Source organism: Micromonospora sp. NPDC047074, from assembly GCF_040643815.1.
GTDB lineage: Bacteria > Actinomycetota > Actinomycetes > Mycobacteriales > Micromonosporaceae > Micromonospora.
The window spans coordinates 149958-172224 of sequence record NZ_JBEYVB010000007.1; the positions used below are offsets into that span (position 1 = coordinate 149958).

20 protein-coding genes and 1 tRNA gene are annotated in these 22267 nt (G+C 74.5%); 16 read left to right on the forward strand and 5 right to left on the reverse strand.

Going from position 1 to position 22267, the window contains the following annotated elements:
* Nucleotides 1-7 precede the first annotated feature (7 nt).
* Nucleotides 8-475, forward strand: coding sequence for a peroxiredoxin (locus ABZ809_RS13435; RefSeq protein ID WP_357562735.1), 468 nt, complete (start codon nucleotides 8-10; stop codon nucleotides 473-475).
* 79 nt (nucleotides 476-554) lie between these two features.
* A tRNA-Val gene (locus ABZ809_RS13440) sits at nucleotides 555-626 on the forward strand.
* Nucleotides 627-1569: 943 nt separating this feature from the next.
* On the opposite strand, the gene ABZ809_RS13445 is transcribed toward ABZ809_RS13440, so the two are convergent.
* A complete protein-coding gene (locus ABZ809_RS13445; protein WP_357562736.1) occupies nucleotides 1570-2439 on the reverse strand; it encodes a hypothetical protein in 870 nt (289 codons plus the stop codon).
* A 137-nt stretch (nucleotides 2440-2576) separates the two neighbouring features.
* Here ABZ809_RS13445 and ABZ809_RS13450 point away from each other — a divergent pair, with 137 nt between their 5' ends.
* The 3 genes from ABZ809_RS13450 to ABZ809_RS13460 all read left to right on the forward strand — a co-directional run bounded on the left by ABZ809_RS13450 (nucleotide 2577) and on the right by ABZ809_RS13460 (nucleotide 5952).
* Nucleotides 2577-4454 (forward strand): sigma-70 family RNA polymerase sigma factor, encoded by a 1878-nt coding sequence (locus tag ABZ809_RS13450; RefSeq protein ID WP_357562737.1) that lies wholly within the window; start codon nucleotides 2577-2579, stop codon nucleotides 4452-4454.
* A 153-nt stretch (nucleotides 4455-4607) separates the two neighbouring features.
* Nucleotides 4608-5075 (forward strand): GNAT family N-acetyltransferase, encoded by a 468-nt coding sequence (locus tag ABZ809_RS13455; protein ID WP_357562738.1) that lies wholly within the window; start codon nucleotides 4608-4610, stop codon nucleotides 5073-5075.
* A gap of 79 nt (nucleotides 5076-5154) precedes the next feature.
* Nucleotides 5155-5952: an alpha/beta hydrolase gene (locus ABZ809_RS13460; protein WP_357562739.1), complete on the forward strand. Its 798-nt coding sequence runs from the start codon at nucleotides 5155-5157 to the stop codon at nucleotides 5950-5952.
* A 78-nt stretch (nucleotides 5953-6030) separates the two neighbouring features.
* Here the strand turns inward: ABZ809_RS13460 and ABZ809_RS13465 are convergent, their stop codons facing one another.
* Entirely contained in the window at nucleotides 6031-6612 is a 582-nt protein-coding gene (locus tag ABZ809_RS13465; protein WP_357562740.1) for a dihydrofolate reductase family protein, read from the reverse strand.
* A gap of 77 nt (nucleotides 6613-6689) precedes the next feature.
* Between ABZ809_RS13465 and ABZ809_RS13470 the strand changes: the two genes are divergently transcribed.
* The 3 genes from ABZ809_RS13470 to ABZ809_RS13480 all read left to right on the forward strand — a co-directional run bounded on the left by ABZ809_RS13470 (nucleotide 6690) and on the right by ABZ809_RS13480 (nucleotide 8991).
* Nucleotides 6690-7268 carry a TetR family transcriptional regulator gene (locus ABZ809_RS13470; RefSeq protein WP_357562741.1) on the forward strand — a complete coding sequence of 193 codons (579 nt, stop codon included), beginning with the start codon at nucleotides 6690-6692 and terminating at the stop codon, nucleotides 7266-7268.
* A 17-nt stretch (nucleotides 7269-7285) separates the two neighbouring features.
* The gene (locus tag ABZ809_RS13475; RefSeq protein WP_357562742.1) at nucleotides 7286-7777 is read left to right on the forward strand and encodes an N-acetyltransferase; all 492 of its coding nucleotides are present in this window, start codon (nucleotides 7286-7288) and stop codon (nucleotides 7775-7777) included.
* 68 nt (nucleotides 7778-7845) lie between these two features.
* Nucleotides 7846-8991 carry a polysaccharide pyruvyl transferase family protein gene (locus ABZ809_RS13480; RefSeq protein ID WP_357562743.1) on the forward strand — a complete coding sequence of 382 codons (1146 nt, stop codon included), beginning with the start codon at nucleotides 7846-7848 and terminating at the stop codon, nucleotides 8989-8991.
* 6 nt (nucleotides 8992-8997) lie between these two features.
* Here ABZ809_RS13480 and ABZ809_RS13485 read toward each other — a convergent pair whose 3' ends face one another.
* Complete coding sequence (locus ABZ809_RS13485) at nucleotides 8998-9204, reverse strand: hypothetical protein (RefSeq protein ID WP_357562744.1); 207 nt, start codon at nucleotides 9202-9204, stop codon at nucleotides 8998-9000.
* Between the two features lie 83 nt (nucleotides 9205-9287).
* On the opposite strand from ABZ809_RS13485, the gene ABZ809_RS13490 reads away from it, so the two are divergent.
* Nucleotides 9288-9809, forward strand: coding sequence for a DinB family protein (locus ABZ809_RS13490; protein WP_357562745.1), 522 nt, complete (start codon nucleotides 9288-9290; stop codon nucleotides 9807-9809).
* 76 nt (nucleotides 9810-9885) lie between these two features.
* On the opposite strand, the gene ABZ809_RS13495 is transcribed toward ABZ809_RS13490, so the two are convergent.
* Nucleotides 9886-10758 (reverse strand): PfkB family carbohydrate kinase, encoded by an 873-nt coding sequence (locus ABZ809_RS13495; protein ID WP_357562746.1) that lies wholly within the window; start codon nucleotides 10756-10758, stop codon nucleotides 9886-9888.
* A 140-nt stretch (nucleotides 10759-10898) separates the two neighbouring features.
* Here ABZ809_RS13495 and ABZ809_RS13500 point away from each other — a divergent pair, with 140 nt between their 5' ends.
* Both ABZ809_RS13500 and ABZ809_RS13505 read left to right on the forward strand, forming a co-directional pair.
* Entirely contained in the window at nucleotides 10899-14135 is a 3237-nt protein-coding gene (locus ABZ809_RS13500; protein WP_357562747.1) for a DEAD/DEAH box helicase, read from the forward strand.
* Complete coding sequence (locus ABZ809_RS13505; protein WP_357562748.1) at nucleotides 14132-15061, forward strand: SWIM zinc finger family protein; 930 nt, start codon at nucleotides 14132-14134, stop codon at nucleotides 15059-15061. Before ABZ809_RS13500 ends, ABZ809_RS13505 begins: the two co-directional genes overlap by 4 nt.
* 75 nt (nucleotides 15062-15136) lie before the next feature.
* On the opposite strand, the gene ABZ809_RS13510 is transcribed toward ABZ809_RS13505, so the two are convergent.
* A complete protein-coding gene (locus ABZ809_RS13510) occupies nucleotides 15137-15394 on the reverse strand; it encodes a DUF3040 domain-containing protein (protein WP_357562749.1) in 258 nt (85 codons plus the stop codon).
* Between the two features lie 533 nt (nucleotides 15395-15927).
* Here ABZ809_RS13510 and ABZ809_RS13515 point away from each other — a divergent pair.
* From ABZ809_RS13515 to ABZ809_RS13535, 5 genes are read left to right on the forward strand one after another with little or no spacing between them, the layout of a single operon-like run.
* The gene (locus ABZ809_RS13515) at nucleotides 15928-17991 is read left to right on the forward strand and encodes a DUF1800 domain-containing protein (protein WP_357562750.1); all 2064 of its coding nucleotides are present in this window, start codon (nucleotides 15928-15930) and stop codon (nucleotides 17989-17991) included.
* 8 nt (nucleotides 17992-17999) lie between these two features.
* Nucleotides 18000-19379, forward strand: coding sequence for a DUF1501 domain-containing protein (locus ABZ809_RS13520; protein ID WP_357562751.1), 1380 nt, complete (start codon nucleotides 18000-18002; stop codon nucleotides 19377-19379).
* Entirely contained in the window at nucleotides 19376-20797 is a 1422-nt protein-coding gene (locus ABZ809_RS13525) for a ferric reductase-like transmembrane domain-containing protein (RefSeq protein ID WP_357562752.1), read from the forward strand. The genes ABZ809_RS13520 and ABZ809_RS13525 overlap by 4 nt, the downstream gene beginning before the upstream one ends.
* Before the next feature lie 10 nt (nucleotides 20798-20807).
* Nucleotides 20808-21398 (forward strand): FMN-binding protein, encoded by a 591-nt coding sequence (locus tag ABZ809_RS13530; protein WP_357562753.1) that lies wholly within the window; start codon nucleotides 20808-20810, stop codon nucleotides 21396-21398.
* A 44-nt stretch (nucleotides 21399-21442) separates the two neighbouring features.
* Entirely contained in the window at nucleotides 21443-22162 is a 720-nt protein-coding gene (locus tag ABZ809_RS13535) for an FAD:protein FMN transferase (RefSeq protein WP_357562835.1), read from the forward strand.
* Nucleotides 22163-22267: the final 105 nt, after the last annotated feature.

A 22267-nucleotide genomic window follows, 5' to 3' on the forward strand; every position in this document is an offset into this window, starting at 1 on the left:
AGCTCGCATGCCGATCGAGGTTGGCGCCGAGGCGCCGGACTTCGTGCTCAAGGACCAGAACAACCAGGAGGTCCGGCTCTCGGACTTCCGTGGCAAGCGCACCGTGCTGCTGGTCTTCTACCCGCTCGCCTTCACCGGGATCTGCCAGGGTGAGCTGTGCGAGGTGCGGGACAACCTCAACGACTACGTCAACGACGACGTCCAGGTGCTGACCGTCAGCGTCGACTCGGTCTACGCCCACAAGATCTGGGCCGACAAGGAGGGCTACCAGTTCCCGCTGCTGGCCGACTTCTGGCCGCACGGCGCGGTCGCCCAGGCGTACGGCGTCTTCAACGACGTCGCCGGCATCGCCAACCGGGGCACCTTCGTGATCGACAAGGCGGGCGTGGTCCGCTTCGCGGAGATGAACATGCCGGGCGAGGCGCGTGACCAGGAGGGCTGGCGCAAGGCCCTGGCCGAGACCGCCGCGGCCTGACGACCGGGCACACCGTACGGCCGGGCCGGCGAGCGGCAGGGTAAGCTTGCCAGCCTCCGGCCCGCCGTACGGGCGATCCGGGCGCGTAGCTCAGTGGGAGAGCACTCGCCTTACAAGCGAGGGGTCGCAGGTTCGAAACCTGCCGCGCCCACACTCTGACCAGCACCCGAGCAGGGCACCGGATGACCGGTGCCCTGCGTCGTCTCAGTTGTCGTCTCAGTTCGTTCGCCGGAGCAGCCCGGCGACCTGCTAAGCGATGCCGGAGATGAGTTCCGGGGCGAGGTGCTGGTAGCGCGGGTACTGTAGCCGCGATCGACCTGGCCGCCAGATTCTCACGGCCGAACCTCGGCCTGGTCGGGTGAGCTGATCATCCCGCTGTGACCGGTGGCCCGCTGTGCGTCGCAGGATCGCCGAGTGCTGGTGCGATGCGTCAGAATCATATTTCCTCGGCCTCGGCCACGTCGCCGACCGGGGCCGGCGGATGAACCGCCCGTCCCGTGCGGCGACCGACCCGGTGGGGCCGGCGGCTCGGAGGACCACGTCGAGGGCCAGATCCGGGTCCGCCTCGTAGGTGCCGCTGGCCCACGCGGAGTTCGTAGGCCTCGCCGATGGCGACCAGGGTGATCTCCCGGCGGGTGAGGTCACGGGGCAGCCCGGTCAGCCAGCCGGGGTCGGCCTCCAGGGGCGCGATCCCGAGCGTCGGTGCGAACGGCGTCGGCGAAGCGTGGCCCCGCATGAAGGTGATCGGCACGCGTCCCGGCGGGCACGTCGAAGGTGCGGAGCTGAACGGTGGGTAGTCCGCGTCGATGGGCGGCGTCGCGTACGCGTTGCGCCGAGGCTGTCAGGCGCGGCGGCAGGACAGCGTCACGGCCCACGATCCTCGCCCACTGCGCCGCCTCCTGCCCAGCGGTTATCCCGCGTCGCCGAGCCACGTACCCCTCCCACCCACCCGAGGCCCGGAGCACGATCGCGCTCGAACGTGGAAGTAGTGCCCTCCAGCGTCTGGGAGGCAACTACATCCAGGAACGAGCGCGATCTTCGAAGGCGGTGGTCCCGCGCCGGACGTCCGGCGCGGGACCATGGGCACCGGCGGGTCAGCTCGCGCAGACGGCGTACGCGCGTACCTTCCAGTTGCTGCTGAAGCCGTCCTCGTCCTCCACGGCGCTGACCGTGACGGTGGTCGAGGTCGTGGCCCGCATCTCGGTGAGGCGCACCTGCCCGTCGCCGCCGAGGATCTCGCCGCCCACCCCGTGCACCCGGCCGCTCGGGCAGGTCGCCACCACCGACCGGGTGGTGGCGGAGCTGTAGAGGCTGTCGTTGATCACCCGCTGCTCGCCGGGCAGCGGGTCGGCGCAGATCGCGGTGGCGTCCAGCCACCACGAGCCGGCGAAGCCGGTGCCGTCCTCGGCACCCGCCACCACGACGCTGGTCTGGTTGATGCGCAGATCCTCCAGGACGACCTCGCTGTTCGACGCCCCGACGACCGCGCCGCCGACCCCGATGGCGTGCTTGCCGGCCGGGCAGGGCTTCTCGAACCAGTTCGACGTGCCGAAGCTGGGCGCCGAGCTGCCGGACACCATCACCAGGCCCGCGGGCGCCGGGGCGCACACCGCGTTCGCCGTGACGGCCCAGTTGCCGGCGACGCCGGTCTCGTCCTCGCGGCCGGTCACCGAGTACGCGTCGCCGCCGATCAGCGGCCGCATGATGTCCATGCCGACCTGCCCGAGACCCGAACCGGTGATCGCGCCGCCACCGCCGATGACCGTGGTGCCGGTCGGGCAGGGGGCGCTCTGCGACTTCGCGGCGCTGTTGCTCGGCCCCGTCGACGTCTTGTAGGTCAGGCCGGGCACCGCCGCCACCGGCCCGGTGAGTGCGATCTGGCCGAGCACGAGCGCGCTCAGCGCGGCCCCGCCGACGGCAGCCGTCCGACGCGTCCACCGGTTGCTGTTGAATCCCTCTCGCATGGTGTCTTCCTCTCCCTGGCGCTGTTCGCTTGCGTTGACACCGGTAGGAGAGAGGTGGGGTCGGGATGCCAACAGAAAGTTCGAAGAAAAATTCTCCGCGGTTCTAATTGACCGGTCGACGAGGAGCGAGGGACTGGATGGACATGGCGGCACCGGACGACATCGCCCTGGTCGAGGCGGTGCGCCGCGGCGAGCGGGCCGGGCTGGAGGGCATGTACCGGCGGTACGCCGACCGGCTGTACACGTACGCCCGGACGATGCTGCGCGAGCCGGAGGCCGCCGCGGACGCCGTGCACGACGCGTTCCTCACCGCCAGCCAGCGCATCGACCAGCTCCGGGAGCCCGACCGGCTGCGTTCCTGGTTGTACGCGATCGTGCGCAACGAGTGCCTCCGGCAGTTGCGCGAGCGGTCCCGCTCGCTGCCGCTGGACGAGGCGGACGAGCCCGTCTCCGACGCCGCCGACCCGGGCACGGGCGTCAACGCCGCGCAGGTACGCGACCTGGTGCACACCGCCGCCGCCGCGCTGAACCCGGGCGACCGCGAGGTGGTCCACCTGGCCATCCGCCACGACCTGTCGTCCGCCGACATCGGCATGGCCCTCGGGGTGCCCGCGAACCACGCGCACGCCCGCCTGTCGCGCGCCCGCTCGCAGCTCGAACGGGCGTTGGGGGCGCTGCTGGTGGCCCGCAGCGGAGGGCGGGACTGCCCGACCCTCGCCGGCCTGATCGACGGCTGGCAGGGGCGGCTCACCCCGACCCTGCGCAAGCGCGTCTCGCGGCACATCGAGAGCTGCGCGGCGTGCGGGCTGCTCCGGCGGGAACAGCTCAGCCCGGCCGCGCTGCTGTCGGCGTACACGGCACCGGCCTTCCTCGTCGCCGCCGACATGGTGTGGCCGAGACTGGCCGAGGCGTACGCGGCCGGCGGCCCGCCCGACGCGCCCAGCGACGCGACGGCCGACGCGCCCAGCGACGCGACGGCCGACCCGCCCAGTGACGCGACGGCCGACGCGGGAGCCGATCCGGCGGGCGCGGTCACGACCGACCTGGCACCGACGACCGACGAACCCGCCGGGTCGGGAGACACCGGGCCGGTCGAGGGGCGTTCCCCGGCCGACGGGCCGGTCACCCCGGACCGCATGTCGGTGGCCCCGGGCGGTCCGGCGCCCGCCCCGGAGCACGTGGCGGTGCCGCCGGACGATCCGATGGCCGCCCCGGTCGTGACGGAGGCCCGGGACGGCTCGGCGGCCACCCCGGAACAGGTGGCGGTCGCCCCCGACGGTGCGGCGGTCCGGCGCGGTGCCGCACACACCGTCCGGACGACCCCGCCGGCGGACCGTGGCCGGCGTCGTCGGCGGATGGCCGCGGGCGCGGCCCTGCTCGTCCTGCTCGCCGTGCTCGGCACCTGGGTACTGGCGTCCGGTCGCCCGACCGCCGGGCGGGACGGTTCCGGTCAGCCGGTGTCCGAGGCGATCGGAACACCGGGCGGCGATCCGGCCGCCGCCGTGCCGCTGCCGTCCGTCACCGTCACGGCGGCCGGGAGTCGGGCCGCCGACCCGCCACCGCCGGCCGGTGCCGTCGATCCGACGTCCGGCACCGCTGCCGTACCGGGAGACGGCGACGGGTCCGCCCGGCCCGACGCGCCCGATGCCGAGCCCGGCAGCCCACCGGCATCGACCCGGCCGCCGGCCGTGCCCCGGCCGACCGGCACACCGCAGATCGCCGCGCCCTTCACAATCTCCGCCACCGCTCACGTGCGGTGCGGCTCGGAGACGTACAGCCTGGTGGTGCAGGCCACCGGCAGCGGCACCCTCGACGGGGCCGAGGTCCGCTGGACACCGGCCGGGGGCCGCACGTCGGTCCGGGCCCTGACGGTGGACGGGTCGACCGCCCGGGTGACCGTCGGGCGGCTGCGCGCGTCGTCGCTGACCTGGTCGGTGCACGCGACCGCAGTGGACGGACGCACGGCGCGAACCCCGATCCGCACGGTCGCCGACCCGTGCGTCCGCCCGGGATAGCCGGAGTCGGCCGCCTGTAGTGAAAGGAAGGGCCCCTTGTTAACGCTATGCGTTAACAAGGGGCCCTTCCTTTCACCAAGACCGCTGGGCGGGTGAAGTCCGGTTCGTGCCTTCCGGGCAGCCTGGTTCGGGCAGCCCACATACCGTGTCGGGGTGACGCTGAGACTTGAGCCGATGACCGACGAGCAGTACCTCCGGTACCGGCAGCGGGCGGAAGCAGGCTACGCGCAGAACATCGCGGACTCCGGGGCGATGCCGCTGCCGGAGGCGCGGGAGAAGGCGGCGGAGGACTACGCGAAGCTGCTGCCCGAGGGGCTGGCGACGCCCGGTCACCACCTGTGGGCCGCCTACGACGGTGACGACGAGGTCGGCATGCTGTGGCTGCACGTCGAAGCGAAGTCGGACGGCGCGCACGCCTTCGGCTACGACTTCGAGGTGCGGCCGGAACTGCGGCGCAAGGGCTACGGGCGGGCCATGGTCCAGGCCGTCGAGCAGCGGTGCCGGGAGTGGGGGGTCGTCTCGATCGGCCTGAGCGTCTTCGGCTTCAACCTTCCCGCCCGGACCCTCTACGAACAGCTGGGCTTCGAGGCGACCGCCATCCAGATGCGCAAGCGGCTGTAGCTCACGGGAGCGGCGGGACGGGGCGCCCGCGACGAGCCGATCGCCCGCGAACGTCGTACGGCCGGGGTTGGATGGGCCAATGAGCTACGCGGAGGTCGGCGGGCTGCGCCTGTGGCACGAGGAGCACGGCAGCGGCCGTCCGCTGCTGTTGTTGCACGGCGGCTTCGGGTCGGTGGAGATGTTCGCGGCGATCCTGCCGGCCCTGGCCGCGCGGCGCCGGGTGATCGCGGTCGACCTCCAGGGCCACGGGCGCACCGCCGACGTCGACCGTCCGCTGCGGTACGAGTCGATGGCCGACGACGTCGCGGCGCTTGTCGACCACCTCGGCCTGGCCGAGGCCGACGTGCTGGGCTACTCGCTCGGCGGGGGCGTGGCGCTGCGCCTCGCGATCCGGCACCGGTCGCGGATCCGCCGGCTGGTCGTCGTCTCCGCGCCGTGCCGGCGGCAGGGCTGGTATCCGGAGGTGCTGGCGGGCATGCCCGAGCCCGACGAGGCGGCGGGCGAGCGGATGCGCGGCACCCCGGCGCACGAGACGTACACGCGCGTCGCGCCCCGCCCCGGCGACTGGCCGCGACTGTGGGCCAAGACGGGCGAGTTGCTGCGCCGCGACTACGACTGGTCGGCCGAGGTGGCCGCCCTCACCGTGCCCACGCTGCTGGTCTTCGCCGACGCCGACTCGGTCAGCACCGCGCACATGGTGGAGTTCTTCGGCCTGCTCGGTGGCGGGCACCGGGACGCCGGCTGGGACGGCACCGACCGGCCGGCGGCCCGGCTGGCCGTGCTGCCGGGGCTCACCCACTACGACATCGTCACCTCGCCGGCGCTGCCCGCGGCCGTCCTGCCCTTCCTCACCCACCCGGCGTCGCCGCCCGGCTGACGGCGACGCCGGCCCCGCCCGCCGAAGGCCGGGATCCGGTGGACGGCCGGCGCGGCGAAGCGGACGGAGGCGGCCCGGCTACGCGGCTTCGGCGGGGCGTGCGTAGTGCAGGATGACCACCCCGCTGTCGAACGGGCGGGTGCCCAGCAGGTCGAACCGGCGGGGGTCGAAGCCCCGGTCGGCGAGCGGGACACCGCTGCCGATCACGTACGGATTGAGCTTGACGATCAGTTCGTCGACCTGGGGCAGGAGTTGCCCGGCGAGTTGCCCCCCGCCGCAGAGCCAGATGTCGCGGCCGGGCTGCCGTTTGAGTGCGCGGACGAACTCCGCCGGGTCGGTGGAGACGATCTCCACCTCCGGTGCGGTCGCGGGCGGCAGGGTGCGGGAGAAGACGTACTGCCTCAGGTGCGCGTACGGGCTGGTGACGCCGATCCTGAGGGCCGGTTCGTAGGTGGCCCGGCCCATCACCACGGCGTCGAAGCGGCCCGCCGGCTCGTCGATGCCGAACTGCGGGTGGGCGAACGTGGGGAGCGTCTGCGACCAGTTCGCCGCCAGGTGCGCGGCCACGTCGGGGTCCAGCCGGAGGAAGTCGGGCGACCCGTCGGGGGCGGCGATGAAGCCGTCGATGCTGCTGGCGATGTAGTACACGAGCTTGCGCAAGGTCGGGATCCCCAATCACTACCGGTGTCGTGGATGAACGTACTACACGTGTCGTGGTTGTTGCTAGGGTGTGCGGCATGGCGCGAAACGTGGAGCGACGGGCGGCCCTGGCGGACGCGGGGCTGCGGGTGCTGGCGGCGACCGGGGCGCGCGGGCTGACCCATCGGGCGGTCGACGCCGAGGCGGACGTGCCGACGGGCACCGCCTCCAACTACTTCCGCTCCCGCGACGCGCTGCTCGGCGCGCTCGGTGAGCGGATCATGGAGCGGTTCGCCCCGGACGAGCGGGTCGTGGCCGAGCTGGCCGCCCGCGAGCCGTCGCTGGAGCTGTTCACCGACTACCTGCGGTACATCGTCGAGCGGACCACCCGGCAGCCGGACCTCACCCGGGCCCTGATCGAGTTGCGGCTGGAGGCGGCCCGCCGCCCCGACCTGGCCCGGATCCTCGGCGACACCCTGCGCCGCGGCTACCACGACGACGTCGCGTTCCACCTCGCAGCCGGATTACCCGGTGGCGCGTTCGAGGTCGCTCTGCTGCACTACGCCATGGACGGGCTGCTGCTCGACCTGCTCGGCACCTCCATCGACGCCGGGTTCGACCCCGACGACGTGGTCGTGGCGTTCGTGTCCCGGCTGGTCGGGAACGCCGACCGGTGAACCGGCAAGGGGGAGTGGTGGAGCTGACACTGGCACCGATGACGGCCGACGAGTTCGCGCGGCTGCGGGAGCCACACGTGCGGTCGTACGCCGAGGCGGTCGTCACCGCCCGCGGCCTGACGCCGGCGGACGCCCTGGAGCGGGCGGAGACCCAGCTGCGGGAGTCGCTTCCCGACGGGGTCGCCACCGTCGGCGCCCTGCTCCGCGTGGCCCGGGTGGGTGACGTCGAGGTGGGGTGGATCTGGGTCGGGCTGCCCCGCGACTCCGGCGGTCCGGCCGGCCCGGACACGGCCTGGATCTACAACGTCGAGGTGCATCCCGGGCACCGGGGACAGGGGCACGGACGGCGGATGATCCAGCTCATCGAGGCCGAACTCGCCGCCCTCGGGGTGCCGGAGCTGGGGCTGAACGTCTTCGGCTCGAACACCGTGGCCATCCACCTCTACCGCGGCCTCGGCTTCCAGGTGGCCGCCCAGCAGATGACGAAGCGGATCGTCCCGCCCGGCTGAGCGGCGCCAGGACTGTTCCCCCGCCCAACGGGAAACCCGCCCCGGACGCACCTGGGGAGGAGCGACGGATGACGCATGGTGGCGGACTGACCATCGGTGTGCTCGGCTCGTACGGCGGTCGCAACCTCGGTGACGAGGCGATCCTGACCGGCCTTTTGGCCGACCTGCGGGAGCAGGAGCCGAACGGCCGGATCATCGTCTTCTCGCGAAACCCGGCGCACACCCGGGTCGCCCATCCCGACGTGGAGGCGGTGCCCTGGGAGGGGGTCAGCCGGGGCGACTCGGCGCTGGTCCTGGCGCAGCTCGACGTGCTGATCCTGGGCGGCGGCGGCATCCTCTACGACCGGGAGGCCCGGCGCTACCTGCGGGTGGTCCGGGTCGCCCAGGAGCGGGGCCTGCCGCTGCTGACGTACGCGGTGGGCGTCGGGCCGCTCAGCGAGAGCGTGGACACCGGCATGGTGCGGGAGACCCTGGCCGGCGCCACCCAGGTGACCGTGCGGGACCAGGAGTCCCGGATGGTGCTGGAGGAGGCGGGGCTGCTCAACCCGATCACCGTGACCGCGGACCCGGCCTTCCTGCTCGAACCGGCGGACTTCCCGGCGGAGTTGCTCCGCGAGGAGGGCGTCCCGGCCGGGAAGCGGCTGGTCGGGATGAGCGTGCGGGAGCCGGGCCGGGCCGCCGAGCGGCTCGACGTCGACGGCTACCACCGGCTGCTGGCCCAGATCGGCGACTTCCTGGTGCACCGGATCGACGCGTACGTGCTCTTCGTTCCGATGGAGCGTGACGACATCCGGCACTCGCACGGCGTGCTGTCGCACATGATCGCCGCCGAGCGGGGCCGGATCCTGCACGGCACCTACTCGCCGCAGCAGGTGCTCGGGCTGATGCGCCACTTCGACCTGGCCGTCGGTATGCGGCTGCACTTCCTGATCTTCGCCGCGATGGTCGGCACGCCGTTCCTGCCGCTGCCGTACGCCGGCAAGGTCTTCGACCTGGCCCAGCGGCTCGGCGTGCCGGCCCTGCGCGGCGTGGAGCGGGAGGTCGAGGGCCCGCTGCTGGCGGAGGTCGACCGGCTCTGGGACGAGCGGGAGCAGCGGGCCGAGGCCACCGCGCGGCGGGTGGCCGAGGTGTGCGAGGAGGCGCGGGGCACCTCGCAGGTCACCCGCTCGGTGCTGGACAGTCTGCGCGCCCGCACCCTGACCGGGGTGGGCTGAGCCGCCTCAGACCGCCGGCCCGCGCCAGCGGTAGCACCACCGGTCGGCCGCGGCGTCGACGGACTCCAGTTCGTAGATCTCCGCCTCGGCCAGTCCCTTCGCACCGAGGTGGTGGTGGGTCAGCGGCGGGCGGCCGTTCGGGTCCAGCTCGACGGTGACGGATTCGCCGTCGGCCACGCCACCCACCAGTGGAATCAATGCCGTTGCTGCCATGCGCCCATCCTGCCCCGCCCGACCCGTCCGCGCAGCGGATAGCGGGGCAGCGGGCCGGGCCGGGCCGGAACTAGAGTCTGTGGATGGCAGAGATTGCGATCGAGCCCGACCTCGGCCCGCTGCTGACCCGTACAGGCGACGAACGGGCCGTCCTCGAATCGTTCCTCGACTTCCACCGGGGCGTCGTGCTGCGCAAGCTGCGCGGGCTCTCCGACGCCGACGCGGCCCGCCGGCTGGTGCCCTCGGCCACCACCGTCGCCGGCCTCGTCAAGCACCTGGCCCTGATCGAGCGGAACTGGTTTCCGTGCCTGTTCGCCCCCGGCCCGGGTGACGTCCACCTCAGCACGGAGGAGGAGGCGGTGGCCAGCTTCACGCTCGCCGACGAGGACACCGTCGAGCGGCTCGCCACGACGTACGAGCAGGCCTGCGCCCGCTCCCGGGAGATCGCCGGGCGCTTCGACCTCGACCACGTCGTGCCGCACCCGCAGCTCGGCGACGTCTCGCTGCGCTGGGTCCTCGTGCACATGATCGAGGAGACCGCCCGGCACGCCGGGCACGCCGACATCCTCCGCGAGCTGACCGACGGGGCCACCGGCACGATCTGACCGGCGCGGCACGCGGCGGGCCGGCGACGGCCCTGGCGCCCACGGCCGGGGCCACGGTACCGGGCGAATCGTGCGGTCAGCGACGCGGCAGCAGGTCGAGCGGATACTCCATGCCGTCGTGGGTGCAGGCCGCCGCGGCGACCCGGGCGGCGTACGCCGCGGCGTCAGCCGTCGGCACACCGCGCAGCCGAGCGGCGATCACGCCCGCCGCGAAGGCGTCCCCCGCGCCGTTGGTGTCGACCACCGGGGCGGGCGGCTCGGCGACGGGTACCCGCGTCGGGCCGCCCGCGCCCGTGTGCGCCTCGGCGCCGTCCGCGCCGTGGGTCACCAGCACGGTGCGGGGCGCCAGCGCGGCGGCGAGCGCCCCGGCCTCCAGGCCCAGCCGCACCCCGCTGACGAAGACCAGGTCGGCGACCTCGGCGAAGGGCCGGTGGTAGGCGTTCGCGCCGTCCCAGTCGTGCAGGTCGGTGGAGAGGGCGGCCCCGTCGGCCAGCCCGGCACGCAGGGCGGGCAGCAGGGGGAGCGTCCAGTCCATGATCGACAGATGCACGTGTGCCGCGTCCCGGGCCAGCGCGGTCAGCTCGGCCGCCGGGAACGGCGCCGGTCCCCGCCACGGGCGCGCGTCGTAGAGCGACATCCGCCGGCCGCCCGGGTCGACCAGGTTCACCGACCGCCGGGTGCCCGCCGGGGCGTCGCGCAGCACGGCGTGCACGGTGGTGCGGGCCAGCGCCGTCCGCACCACGTCGCCGGCCGGATCGGCGCCGATGACGTCGACCACCGCCACCCGCAGCCCGAGCGCGTGCCCGGCGAGTGCCACCCCGGCACCCGTGTTGCCGATGCGCAGGTCGATCGGGTCGACGGTGACGGAGTCGGCGGCGGGCAGCGGGATGGCGGGGACCCGTACCCGCACGTCGACGCCGAGGCCGCCGATCACCAGGAGGTCGTACACGCTGCGACCCTAGCCGGCCCGCCCCGGGCGGTCACTCCAGCAGCCGCGCCCGAGGGTGCCGGGTGTGGGGGCGGTGCGCCCGACGGGCCGACCGGGCCCGCCCCGGTATCCTCGCCGAGTCGTCGCGAGGAGGGGGACGCGTGCTGGTCGTCCACGGGATCTGGCGCCCGGGTGCCGGGCTCGCCGTCTGGGCCGAGGACAGCACGTTGCCGGGCCACGCGCCGCGCCGCCCCGGCCGGGCGCCCCGGGAGCGGCCACATCCGTTCGCCGCCGACCACGCGGCGCTGGCCGCCGCGCTGACCGGGGTGGCCGAGCCGACCGGCCTCGACACGCTGGCGGTGACCCTTCCCACCCGGGTCGGCGGGCCGCTGGACTCCCCGGAGCTGGTCCGCGCCGACGTCACCGGGCCGGCCCGTGGGTCCGTCACCCTCGCCGGGTGGCGGGTCCCCGTCCTCTGGTACGCCCCCGACGCCGCCCTGCCCCTGCTGCGGGGCGTCGACGCGGTGACCGCCGTGCCCGGCGCGACCCTGCGACACCTCGCCGAGCTGGCCGGCTTCGTGGTCGACCTGGTGACCCGGGGCCGGGTCCTGCCCGGCCTCGCCGAGCCGCTTGTGGCGTCGACCCGGCCCGCCGTCGACGGCGTCGCGGCGTCCACCCGGCCCGGCACCGGCGTCGTGGCCACCCGGCCCGGCACCGGCGTCGTGGCCACCTGGCCCAGCACCGGCATCGTGGCCACCCGGCCCGGGGCGCGGCGCGCCGTCCGGTCCCCGGCGGGTGGCGACCGGGCCGAGGCCCGGGCGGTGTGGCGTCCGCTGCTGACCGGCACCGACGCCGCCTGGGCGCGGGCACTGGCGCTGGCCCTGCCGCCGGCCGCCCGCGCCGACACCGGATCCGACGAGCCGGGGACGGTTGTCGCCGACGCGCTCGACGCGCTCACCGACGCCGCCGTCCGGGCGGCGCTGGCGGAGACCGCGCTGGCCCGGGGCGTACGCCCGAACGGCGCGGTGCCGGCCTGGCTGGCCGCGCTCACCGGGCCGGTGCGGGACTTCACCACCGACCCGGCGGCGCTGGGGACGCTCCGTGCCGAACTGGAGGCCTGGCAGCGCGACGCGGCCGGGGGCGCGGTGCGGGCGAGCTTCCGCCTGGTCGAGCCGCCGGCCGACGAGGTCGTCGAGGAACTGCTGGTGGTGCCCGCCGACCCGACGGCGACGGTGGAGCGGTCCGGGTGGTGGCGGGTGGAGTTCGGCCTCCAGTCGGCCGACGAGCCGAGCCTGCACGTGGACGCCGGGCAGGTCTGGCGGGCACCGGAGACCGTCACCGGGCTGGCCGGGGGCAACCCGCAGGAGACCCTGCTCGCCGAGCTCGGCCGCGCCAGCCGGCTCTGGCCCGAGTTGGACACCGCCCTGCGTACGGCCACGCCGGAGGCGCTGGAGCTGGATGTCGAGGGGGCGCACCGGTTCCTCCGCGAGGGTGCGCCGGTGCTGCACGCCGCCGGGTTCGCCGTGCTGCTGCCCTCCTGGTGGCGGCGCCCGTCGTCCCGGCTCGGCGCCCGGTTGCAGGCCCGCAGCCGCACCGCCCCGGGCACCGTCGCCACCGCCGCCGGCGGGGTCGGGCTGGACGCCCTGGTCGACTACCGCTGGGAGGTGGCCCTCGGCGACCAGCCCCTGACGGCCGAGGAACTCGCGGCGCTGGCCGCGCGGAAGACGCCGCTGGTGCGGCTGCGCGGCCAGTGGGTGGAACTGGACCCCAGACGGCTGGCGGCCGGCCTGCGGCTGCTCCGCTCCTCCGGCGAGCTGACCGTCGCCGACCTGCTCCGGCTCGGCCTGGCCGACGCGGAGCAGCCCGACGCGTTGCCGGTGCTGGAGGTCGGCGCCGACGGCGCGCTGGGCGACCTGCTCGCCGGGGCGGTGGAGCGGCGGCTCACCCCGCTGGACCCGCCGACCACGTTCCAGGGGACGCTGCGGCCGTACCAGCGCCGGGGCCTGGCCTGGCTGGCGTTCCTCCAGTCCCTGGGGCTCGGCGGGGTGCTCGCCGACGACATGGGGCTGGGCAAGACGGTGCAGTTGCTGGCCCTGCTCGCCGGGGACCCGCCGGACGCCGGCCCGACCCTGCTGGTCTGCCCGATGTCGCTGGTGGGCAACTGGCAGCGCGAGGCGGCACGGTTCACGCCGGAGCTGCGCGTACACGTGCACCACGGCGCGGAACGGGCGCGGGGAGCGGCCTTCGGCACGGCCGTGCACGACGCGGACCTGGTCCTCACCACCTACTCGGTCGCGGCCCGGGACGCGGTCGACCTGGCCGGGATCGACTGGCACCGGGTGGTCGTCGACGAGGCCCAGGCGATCAAGAACGCCGCCACCCGGCAGGCCGAGGCGGTCCGCGCGCTGCCCGCCCGGCACCGGATCGCCGTCACCGGCACGCCGGTGGAGAACCGCCTCGCCGACCTCTGGTCGATCATGCAGTTCGCCAATCCCGGCCTGCTGGGCCCCGCGGCGACCTTCAAGAAGGCGTACGCCGAGCCGATCGAGCGGCACGGCGACGCCGAGGCGGCCGAGCGGCTGCGCCGGATCACCGGGCCGTTCGTGCTGCGCCGGCTCAAGACCGACTCCTCGATCATCTCGGACCTGCCGGAGAAGCTGGAGATGGAGGTGCTCTGCAACCTCACCGCCGAGCAGGCCTCGCTCTACCAGGCGGTGGTCGACGACATGCTGGCGCGGATCGAGTCCAGCGACGGCATCGAGCGGCGCGGGCTCGTGCTGGCCGCCATGACCCGGCTCAAGCAGGTCTGCAACCACCCGGCGCAGCTGTTGCGCGACGGCTCGGCGCTGGCCGGCCGCTCCGGCAAGCTGGCCCGCCTGGAGGAGATCCTGGACGAGGTCCTCGCGGTGGGGGAGCGGGCCCTGCTCTTCACCCAGTACGCCGAGTTCGGCGGCATGCTGCGCGGCCACCTGTCGGCCCGGTTCGGCCGGGAGGTGCTCTTCCTGCACGGCGGGGTCGGCAAGGCGGACCGGGACGCCATGGTCACCCGGTTCCAGTCCGCGCAGGGGCCGCCGATCTTCGTGCTGTCGCTCAAGGCCGGCGGCACCGGGCTCACCCTCACCGAGGCCAACCACGTGGTGCACGTCGACCGGTGGTGGAACCCGGCCGTCGAGGACCAGGCCACCGACCGGGCGTTCCGGATCGGCCAGCGGCGCCGGGTGCAGGTCCGCAAGTTCGTCTGCGCCGGCACGGTGGAGGAGAAGGTGGCGGCACTGATCGCCGACAAGCGCAGCCTCGCCGCCTCGGTCGTCGGCACCGGCGAGCAGTGGGTCACCGAGCTGTCCACGGCGCAGCTGCGTGAACTGTTCACCCTGGAGGCCGGGGCGGTGGTGGAGTGACCGGCCAGCCGGAGCGCGGCGCCGAGGCGACCGGCAGGTTCGCCGACTACGGCCCGCCGCGCCGGGTCGACGGTGGGCTGCGGGCCCGCAGCACCCGGGGCGCCATCGGCAGTTCCTGGTGGTCCCGGCGCTTCCTGGAGGTGCTGGAGTCCTTCGCCCTCGGCACCCGGTTGACCCGCGGGCGGTCGTACGCGCGGGCCGGCCAGGTCGTCAGCCTCGACATCGCCCCCGGCACGGTCAGCGCCGTGGTGCAGGGGTCCCGCGCGCGGCCGTACGAGGTGAGCATCGCGCTGGACCCGTTCCCGGCGGCGCTCTGGTCCCGCGTCGAGGCGGAGTTGGCCGCGCAGGCGTTCTTCAGTGCCCGGCTGCTCGCCGGCGACCTGCCCGCGGAGCTGGAGGAGCTGTTCGCCGCCACCGGCGCCCCGCTCTTCCCGGCCGAGGTGACGCAGCTACGGCAGCGGTGCGACTGCCCCGACTTCGCCGTCCCCTGCAAGCACCTCGCGGCCACCTTCTACCTGCTCGCCGAGGCGTTCGACGCCGACCCGTTCCAGCTGCTGCACTGGCGGGGTCGAGGCCGGGCGGAGTTGCTCGACCGGCTGCGTGTCCTGCGGTCGACCGGCACCGGGCCGGTCGGCGACCAGCCGGGCACCCCCGTCGCCGGGACACCGTCCACCCGGGACGGTGACGCCGCCGTGGAAACCCCGCCCGTCGGGGCGGCGCGGGCGCTCGCCGGCCTGCCGTCGGCGCCGTTGGCCGAGGCGGTCGACCGCTTCTGGCTGCCACCCGTCCCGTTGCCCGACCGGCCACCGAGCCTGCTGACCGGGCCGGACCTGCTACTGCGGCAGCTCGGCGCGCCGGCCCCCGCCATCGGGGGGCCCGGCCTGGTCGAACGGCTGCGACGGGCGTACCGGCTCTTCGGCCGGTGAGACGGCCCGGCAGGGTGTCGGGCGGGCTGGCGCGCACCCGCCGTGACGGCCGGGGTGTGGCGCGGGGCACGCGGGCTACAACCAGCGGCGGCGGAACCGCCACATCAGCGCGGCGTTGGCCACCAGGACCACCGCGCAGATGGCCCCGGCCACCCGCCCGGCCAGCACGGTCATCGCCGGCAGCGAGGCCCACAGCACGATGGTCAACAGCATCAGCCATCGCCCACGGCGGGCCCGGGCCCGGCTGTCGAGCCGGGCGAAGAACGCCGGATCACTCTCCCGGAGCTGACGGGTGATCTGCTCGAATCTGCGCTGATCCTCTTTGCTGAGCATGTGCCTTCCCCTCACGTGTTCAGCGGTTCGGCGGCATACCCGCTGGGGCGGCGGCTCACGCTCTCCTCCTGCTGCCACTTTGCCGCCGCGCCCCACCGACGCGGCCGGTCGCGCCCGGATGCCGCCGTCGTCCCCCGCGGGTGGTACGAACCCACCGGGCTCCGGCCGCGCACGCCGTAGATCCGGCCGGGGAGGGGCGTCTCAGCGCAGGCTTAGCCGAACCTTAAATTTACCTGTGCCGATGCAGGTGGGTGTCCCTGCGCCGGATCGGCCGCAACGGCGGGTCTGGCCCGGCGTGTGCCACGTACGCCCTGCTCGTGAGGTCCGTGCCCGGCCGGGCCCCCGGCCGGCCCCGGCGACCAGCGCTGAGCGGCGTCTTAAGTGCCGTCGTGCGGGCTTCCGGTGCTGCTTGAAGGCATCTGGACGCTTCACTACCTTCCGGTGCAACCCCCTCAGGCACCAGTCGCCGCGCCTGCACCCCTTCCCCGTGCCCGGTTGCCAGTCGTCGCGGCGCGGCAGAAACGGATTGGTACATGGCCGACCAGAATGTGCCACCACGTCAACCGTGGGACGACCGCGGTGGGGACGGGCGCCGGTACCCCGCCACCGGCGGACACGCCCCCTCCCCGTACGGCCACGACACGCCCCCGCGCCGGCAGGACGGCCAACCGGTCGGGCCCCCGGGGCCGTACGCGCACCCCGGGCAGTCGGCGGCGGCGCGCGGGCCGCAGTGGGTCGGGCCGGAGGGCTTCGCGCGCCGGGCCGGCACGGCCCCGGCCGACGGCGGACTGCCCAACCTGGACGATGACGACGAGCCGGGCCGTGGGGTCCGCCGCCGCAGGGCGCTCGCGGCCCTCGGCGGCACCGCGGCCGTGGTCGCCGGTGGTGCCGCCCTGGCGATGGTCCCGCAGATCCGCGAGCTCCTCGGCGACGACCCGGCGGCCGGCGACGCCACCCGCACCACGGCCACCGACGGCACCCCCGCCCGCCCGAGCGGCCAGCAGCCGAGCACCGTGCGCACCTACACCGAGCAGAACGAGAGCTACATGGGCTCCCGGGCCGGCGAGGTGCTGAAGAAGAACACCCCGGCCGGCGGCCGGACCTTCGCCGGGCCGGCGGCCGCCGCCGAGGCGACCGAGGTGACCGTGAAGACGGTCCTCGCCAAGGACCCGGTCCTGCACCTGGCCCGCCGGGCCACCTTCGGCGTCACCCCACAGGTGGTCGCCGAGATCAAGGAGCGGGGCATCGACGGCTGGCTGCGCTGGCAGCTCGATCCCGACAAGATCGCCCCGACGAGGGCCGAACTGAAGCTCGCGGACCTGCCGACGCTGAAGCTGAGCACGGCGCAGTTGCGCGAGCAGCGCGACCAGCTCAACGAGCGGGGCGCGCAGCCGGAGAAGGAGATGGTGGACGCCACCGTCGCCCGGCAGATCTGGTCGGACCGGCAGCTCTTCGAGGTCATGGTCGACTTCTGGAACGACTTCCTGCACGTCGCCGCGGACTTCGACGGCGGCGAGGTGTACCGCGCGTCCTTCGACCGGGACGTCGTCCGGGCGCACGCCCTCGGCAGCTACCCCGAGATGCTGCTCGCCGCGAACCGGCACCCGGCGCTGCTGCTCTACCTGAACCAGAACGACTCGCGCGCCGACGCGGTCAACGAGAACCTGGCCCGGGAGAACCTGGAGCTCTACTCGGTGGGCGTCGACGGCGGATACACCGAGAAGGACGTCCGGCAGGCGGCCCTGTTGCAGACCGGCCGGGGCGTCAACGACGGCAAGTACGTGTTCCGCCCCGAGCGGCACTACGTCGGCAAGGTGAAGATCCTCGGCTTCACCAACGCCAACAGCTCGAAGGACCCGAAGAAGGCCGAGGCGGCCATCGACGCGTACCTGACGTACATCGCGCTGCACGCCTCCACCGCGAAGTACGTGGCACAGAGCCTGGCCACCCGGTTCGTCTCGGACACCCCGTCGAAGTCCCTGGTGGAGCGGCTGGCGAAGGCCTACAGCGCCAACAAGGGCAGGATCAAGCCGGTGCTGATGACGTTGTTCAGCTCCTCGGAGTTCTGGGCCGCGGTGGGCCAGAAGGTACGCCGGCCGATGGAGTACCTGGTCGCCACGTACCGGACCCTGGGGGTGTCGCCGGAGGCGTCGCCGAAGCACGACAACGGCGACAGCAGGCGCACCCCGTACGCCCGGGGGCTGCGCCAGATCCACGACAAGATGCGCGAGCTGGGCCAGTACCCGATGGGCCAGCCCACCCCCGACGGCTACCCGGACGTCTATCCGGCGTGGACCTCCGCCGGCACGATGGTCAACGGCTGGAACGAGGCGGGCGAGCTGCTCGCCGGCCGGCGCACCATCTTCACGTACACCCCGGCGGAGAAGCTGGTGGCCCGGCCGCCGGCCACGGCGGGCGCCTACGTGGACGCGCTGGCCCGGCGGCTGCTGGGCCAGAAGCTGAGCGCCAGGGAGCGGTCCCTGATCCTCGGCGTGGCCGGGGTGTCGGCCGGTGACCGGGTCGACGCCACGTTCGACGGGGCCGTCACCGCGGTCGCGCGGGCGATCCTCGCTTCCCCCCAGCACCACCTCCGGTGAGGCATCCGATGGAGAAGACTGTGCACACGTTCCCCCTGCACCCCGAATGCCCCGACCTGCGGCGGCTGGCCGACGACCCGGCCGAGGCGCTGCTGCGGGCTGAGGCCGACATCGTGGCCGCCGAGAACGCCGCCGAGGCCGACCGCTACCGGCGGCTGGAGGACCTGGAGGAGGCCCAGCAGGACGGACGCGGCGTCACCCGGCGCACGTTCGTGGCCGGCGCCGCCGCCACGGCCACCGCGCTCGCCACCGCCCAGTTCGTCACCACCTCGGCCTCGTTCGCGGCCACCAAGACCGGCACCCTGATCCACGTCTTCCTCTACGGCGGGCTGGACGGGCTGAGCCTCGTCGCCCCGGCGGACGACCCGGTGCTCGCCAAGGCCCGCCCCGACCTGCTGCTCGGCGACGACTCCCTGGCGGTGGGCCGCGGGTTCAAGCTCACCAGCGCGTTCAAGCCGCTGGAGAAGTGGCTGAAGAGCGGCAACCTCGGCTTCGTCCCGGCGGTCTCCGACGAGCGGCTGTCCCGCAGCCACTTCCAGGCCGCCGACGCCTGCAACCTCGGCGGCCTGCCCAGCCAGACCGGCGGCCGGGGCTGGCTCGACAGCCTGGTCGACACGCTCGGCAAGGGCACCGCGTTCCGCAGCGTCGGCATCGGCAGCACGCTGCCCCGGTCGCTGGTCGGCACCAACGGCGCGCTCTCCCTCAACAACGTCGGCTCGCTGCGGCTCAACGGCGACGACCGGTACCGGGCCGCGACCGAGAAGGCGATCAAGGGGCTCTTCACCGGGATCAACCACCCGGTGCAGGACGCCGTGCAGGACGGCCTGGGCGCGCTGGCCACCGCGCAGCGGCTCGCCGCGAAGCCGTACCAGCCGGCCGAGGGGGTCGAGTACCGGGGCGTCGGCAACGCGTTCCAGCAGCTCGCCCAGCTCATCAAGGGCGGGGCGAACGTCCGGGTCGCCACCGTCGGGATGGGCGGCTACGACACCCACGAGAACCAGGGCACCCGCGACGGCGGTCAGCTGCACCGGCGGCTGAACGAGCTGGCCGGCGCCATGGCCGCGTTCTTCACCGACCTGGGGGAGCGGTCCGCCGACGTCACGATCATGGTGTCCAGCGAGTTCGGCCGGCGGGTCGCCTCCAACGGCGGCGGCACCGACCACGGCCACGGCGGGGTGGTCACCGTGCTCTCCGGCCGCAAGCTCGCCGGCTCGCTGCTCGGCACCTGGAACGGGCTGGACGACCTGGACTCCGGCGACGTGCCCGAGTACAACAACATGTTCAACGTCTACGGCGCCGTCGCGCAGGGCCGGTTCGGGCTCACCAACGCGGAGGTGGAGAAGATCTTCCCCCGGCAGAAGTACACCCCGATGAAGCTGTACGCGTGACGTACCCGCGCGCCCACGCCGCCGGCCGCCGGGCCGGGACGACCCCGTCCCGGTCCGGCGGCCGTCCGGCTGGGGACGTACGCCCGCTGGTGCCGCCGCGCCGGGGACCCGGCGGCCGGCGGCTGATGGCCGTGCTGCTCGTCGTCGGCCTGCTCGCCAGCGTGCTGCCCTGGTGGCTGGACACCCCGGCCGGGTCGCTGCGCAGCACCGCCGCCACGGTCACCGCCGCCGGCCGGATCACCGGGCTGGTCGCCGGCTACCTGCTGCTCGTGCAGGTGCTGATGATGAGCCGCCTGCGGGTGCTGGAACGCTGGATCGGCGGCGAACGGATCGCCCGGTGGCACCGCGACGTCGGCGCCACCCTGCTGGTCGCGGTGCTCGCGCACGTGTCGCTGATCCTGGTCGGCTACGCCGGCCTGGAGGACAACTCCGTGCTCACCGAGGCCGGGGTGCTGCTGCGCGACTACGAGGACATGGTCTCCGCGTTCGCCGCCGCCGGCATCCTGGTGCTGGTCGGCCTCACCAGCGTCCGTGCCATCCGGACGGCGCTGCCCTACGAGCTGTGGCACGTCCTGCACCTGTCGAGCTACGCGGTCCTGCTGCTCGGTTTCGGCCACCAGTTCAGCAACGGCGCGCAGCTCTTCCGGCCCGGCCCGGTGCGCACCGGTTGGCTCGCGATGTACGCGCTGGTGGTCGCCGCCCTGCTGTGGGGCCGGGTGCTCGCGCCGCTCGCGTTCAACCTGCGGTACCGGCTGCGGGTCGCCGAGGTGGTCGCGGAGAACCGGGACACCATCTCGATCTACCTGAGCGGGGAGCGGCTGGAGCGGCTGGACCTGCTCGGCGGGCAGTTCTTCCGCTGGCGCTTCCTCACCCCGGGCTGCTGGTGGCAGTCGCACCCGTTCTCGGTCTCCGCCGCCACCAACGGCCGCTGGCTACGGCTCACGGTCAAGGTGGTCGGCGCGCACACCGCCGACCTGCGGGATCTCGACCCGGGCACCCGGGTGTGGGCGGAGGGGCCGTCGGGCACCTTCACCGCCGCCCACCGGACCCGGGACCGGGCTCTGCTGATCGCCGGCGGCAGCGGGATCACCCCGATCCGGGCGATGCTGGAGGAACTGCCGCCCGGCGCCGCGCTGATCTACCGCGCCCGCACCGCGGACGACGTGCTGCTGCACCGGGAGCTGGGCTGGCTCGCCGAGGCCCGGGACACCTCCGTCTGGTACGTCGTGGGCTCCCGTGACGACGCCGGCCCCCGCCAGGTGATGAGCCCGGAAGGGCTGCGCCGGCTGGTGCCCGACGTCGCCCGCCGCGACGTCTACCTCTGCGGGCCGCCCGGCCTCGTCGAGCAGTCGCTCCGGGCGCTCCGCCAGGCCGGCGTGCCCCGGCGGCAGATCCACCTCGCCACGTTCGAGCTGTAGGAAGGCATCCATGCGTCGCGCCCTGCTCGCGATCACCGGCCTGGCGGCCGGCACCACCGCCATGGTGGTGCTGAAGGGCTCGCCGGGCACCAACCAGGTCGCCCAGGACCTGCCGGCCGCCCGCCCGCCGGTCGTGCCCGCGCCGGCCGGTCCGACCCCGGCCGGGGGCGACGTCTCCGCCGCGCCGGCGCCGTCCGGCACCACCGCCGCCCCCCGGCCCAGCCGCACGGCCACCCGGGCACCGACGGCCCGGCCCAGGGCCACCGGCCGGGCGCCGTCCGCCCCGCGCACCACCACCAAGCCGCCGCCCGCCCCCACGACCCGCACCGTCACCGGTCCCGTCGTGGAGAACGAGTACGGCAACGTCCAGGTCCAGGTGACCTTCTCCGGTACGCGGATCGTCGACGTCGTGGCGCTGGAACTGCCCGAGGAGACCGCCCAGTCGGACCAGCGCAGCGAGCAGGTCGACGGCCGCTACAGCGGCAGCTCCGGGCTGGTGGTGCAGCGGCAGAGCGCCGACGTGGACACCGTCTCGGGGGCGACCGCCACCAGCACCTCGTACAGGCAGTCGTTGCAGGCCGCGATCGACCGGGCGAACTGACGGTGCCGGCGGGCCGGCCGGGGCTGCGCCGGGTCGAGCAGGTCATGGGCACCGCGATCAGCCTCGACCTCGCCGACGACCTGCCCGCCGCCGAGCTGGACGCGCTGGCCGAAGGCGTGTTCGCCTGGCTGCGCGAGGTCGACGCCCGGTTCAGCACGTACCGGGCCGACAGCGAGGTGTGCCGCGTCGGCCGGGGCGAGCTGCGGCCCGCCGAGGCCAGCGCCGACCTGCGGGCCGTGCTGGCACGCTGCGCCGACCTGTGGGGCGTCACCGACGGCTACTTCGACGCGTACGCCACCGGCCGGCTCGACCCGTCCGGCTACGTCAAGGGCTGGGCGGTGCAGCTCGCCTCGGACCGGCTGCTCGCGGCCGGCGCGCCGAACCACTGCCTCAACGCGGGCGGTGACGTGCGGGTGCGGGGCCACTCGTCGGCCGGGTCGGCGTGGCGGATCGGCGTCCGGCATCCGTGGGACGCGACGGCCACCTGTCTGGTGCTCACCGGCACCGACCTGGCCGTGGCCACCTCCGGTGTCTACGAGCGCGGCCACCACGTGCTCGATCCACGCCAGGGTACGCCGGCCCGGGGGCTGCGCTCGGTCACCGTCGTCGGGGCGGACCTCGGACTGGCCGACGCGTACGCCACCGCGGCCGTGGCGATGGGCCCCGCGGGCGTGAACTGGCTCGCCGGCCTCCCCGACCACCAGCACGCGATCGTCACCGACGACGCCCGCCTGATCCTCTCCCCGGCCCTCCAGGCGGGGTGAGCGCCGTCGCGACGGTCCTTCCGCGGTGACCCGGGTCGTCCGGCGAGCGGCTGCGGTTCCGGCCGACCATGGCCGGATCTGTGGGTCGGCCGTCGTTGCCGGGTC

Bases quoted from the DNA above. Each gene is read 5' to 3' on its own strand.
- ABZ809_RS13530 (WP_357562753.1), top strand. From the start codon at position 20,808: ATGCGTCGCGCCCTGCTCGCGATCACCGGCCTGGCGGCCGGCACCACC.
- ABZ809_RS13535 (WP_357562835.1), top strand. From the start codon at position 21,443: ATGGGCACCGCGATCAGCCTCGACCTCGCCGACGACCTGCCCGCCGCC.
- ABZ809_RS13470 (WP_357562741.1), top strand. From the start codon at position 6,690: ATGGCGCGAAACGTGGAGCGACGGGCGGCCCTGGCGGACGCGGGGCTG.
- ABZ809_RS13485 (WP_357562744.1), bottom strand. From the start codon at position 9,204: ATGGCAGCAACGGCATTGATTCCACTGGTGGGTGGCGTGGCCGACGGC.
- ABZ809_RS13480 (WP_357562743.1), top strand. From the start codon at position 7,846: ATGACGCATGGTGGCGGACTGACCATCGGTGTGCTCGGCTCGTACGGC.
- ABZ809_RS13460 (WP_357562739.1), top strand. From the start codon at position 5,155: ATGAGCTACGCGGAGGTCGGCGGGCTGCGCCTGTGGCACGAGGAGCAC.
- ABZ809_RS13520 (WP_357562751.1), top strand. From the start codon at position 18,000: ATGGAGAAGACTGTGCACACGTTCCCCCTGCACCCCGAATGCCCCGAC.
- ABZ809_RS13515 (WP_357562750.1), top strand. From the start codon at position 15,928: ATGGCCGACCAGAATGTGCCACCACGTCAACCGTGGGACGACCGCGGT.
- ABZ809_RS13510 (WP_357562749.1), bottom strand. From the start codon at position 15,394: ATGCTCAGCAAAGAGGATCAGCGCAGATTCGAGCAGATCACCCGTCAG.
- ABZ809_RS13490 (WP_357562745.1), top strand. From the start codon at position 9,288: ATGGCAGAGATTGCGATCGAGCCCGACCTCGGCCCGCTGCTGACCCGT.
- ABZ809_RS13445 (WP_357562736.1), bottom strand. From the start codon at position 2,439: ATGCGAGAGGGATTCAACAGCAACCGGTGGACGCGTCGGACGGCTGCC.
- ABZ809_RS13450 (WP_357562737.1), top strand. From the start codon at position 2,577: ATGGACATGGCGGCACCGGACGACATCGCCCTGGTCGAGGCGGTGCGC.
- ABZ809_RS13435 (WP_357562735.1), top strand. From the start codon at position 8: ATGCCGATCGAGGTTGGCGCCGAGGCGCCGGACTTCGTGCTCAAGGAC.